Origin of the sequence: Arthrobacter sp. 131MFCol6.1 (assembly GCF_000374925.1) — a bacterium.
Classification (GTDB): Bacteria; Actinomycetota; Actinomycetes; order Actinomycetales; family Micrococcaceae; genus Arthrobacter.
In genome coordinates this window covers 1-1,549 of the sequence record NZ_KB895562.1, presented here as the reverse complement: position 1 = coordinate 1,549, position 1,549 = coordinate 1, and the positions used below count along the sequence as shown (strand labels likewise).

Annotated in this window: 1 protein-coding gene; it reads right to left on the bottom strand. The window is 66.5% G+C overall.

All coding sequences use genetic code 11. From position 1 onward, the window contains the following. Positions 1 to 324: 324 nt before the first annotated feature. On the bottom strand, positions 325 to 1,428 hold the full coding sequence (locus C566_RS21930) for an IS110 family transposase (RefSeq protein ID WP_018776192.1): 1,104 nt from the start codon (positions 1,426 to 1,428) through the stop codon (positions 325 to 327). Positions 1,429 to 1,549 lie beyond the last annotated feature (121 nt).

Here is a 1,549-nt window from a genome sequence, read left to right as displayed (position 1 = left end):
CCGCCTGATATGTGGTGTTCGTCTGTCAAGGGCGTGGGGAAGCGGTCCCGGACTGGGTTGTCCGGGACCGCTTCCTTTTGGGATGCCGGTTGGTCTGGCGGGGTAGTCAGCGTGTCAAAGGCGACGGCGCGGTCAGACTGATATGCGCGGATTGAGTACCGCAGGACGAGGTGTTCGGCTGGAGACTACCGCTGGTCTAGCAATGTCGGGCGTGGCCGTTGCCGGCTGCCCATAGGCGGATCGCGGGTTTACTCCACGCGCTGCAAGGAACCACTCCGCAGGGACGTTCCGGCAGTCCGCGCCCGGAGTATCCGGGCACGGAATCTAGTTGGGCACTGGACTGGCCTGATCCGTGCCGGAGGCCAGTGACCAGCACCAGCCGGCGAGTTCACGGGCGATGGCGACGTTCGCGATCACGGGTCGTTTGCGGCGTTCCAGGTAGCTGATCCAGCGGTTGTGGAGACGCCGGTTCCCGGCATGGCCACGGGTCCTTGCCTCGGAGGTGGCTTCCTCCCACCGGGACCGCAGCAGCCGGGAGGGACTCTCATAGGGTCTGCGGTGGTGCCAGGCCGCCTCGACGAGCAGCCTGCGGGCGTGGGTGTTGCCGGTTTTCGTGATCGAGCCCTGGGACCGGGACGCCCCGGAGGAATGCTCGGTCGGCACGAGACCCAGATAGGCGCCGATCGTGGAGCCGGTGAACCGGTTCCAGTCACCGATCTCGACGGCGAGCCCGAACGCGGTCAGGGTCGAGATCCCCCGCAGGCACTCCAGCGACCGGACGACGGGCGTGTAGTCGCTCTGATAGGCCATCGCCGTGATGGCCTCGTCGAGGCGGTCACGGCGGTCCAGGATCTCATGCATCGCCTCCAGCGAAGACGCATACGTCAGTTGCCGGGCCGGAGCCTCGAAGTGTTGCCTGGCCAGCCAGAGTTCGTGGGCGCCGGTCCAGGCCTTTCCGCCGGAATACACGATCCCCTGGCGCAGCAGGAGCTTGGAGATCCGGTGCCGGGAACGCATCAGGTCCCCGCGGGCGTCCTCCCGGGCCCGGACCAGATCCCGGGCCGCTTCCTGGTCCGCGGAAGGGATCCGGACCGCGGTGATCTCGCCGAGTTTGAGCAGCCGGGCCAGGTGCAGCGCGTCCTTCGCATCGGTCTTCACCCGGTCCCCGGACGGACGCTGGAGCTTCGACGGGGCCGCGACGAGCGTGCCGATCCCGGCGGCCAGCAGGAACCTGGCCAGTCCGAAACCGGTCGGCCCGGCCTCGTAGACGACCCGCACCGGGGCCGGGAGGGACACGATCCAGGCAAGAATCTCGGCATAATCCGGGGACATCCGGTGCGGAATGATCTCGCCGGTCTGCGCGTCCAGGGCGCATCCGGCAACAGAACGGGCATGGACATCCAGGCCGACGCTTGTACGCTCAAACATAGCTGGAACCTCCAATTTCAAATGTGGCTCTACCTGTTCGCCAAGTGTGGCAGGCAACCCACGTCCCGCTTTGAAAAGGAGGTTCCAGCCCGAAAAACCCGGCTACCTCATATCGTCTAGC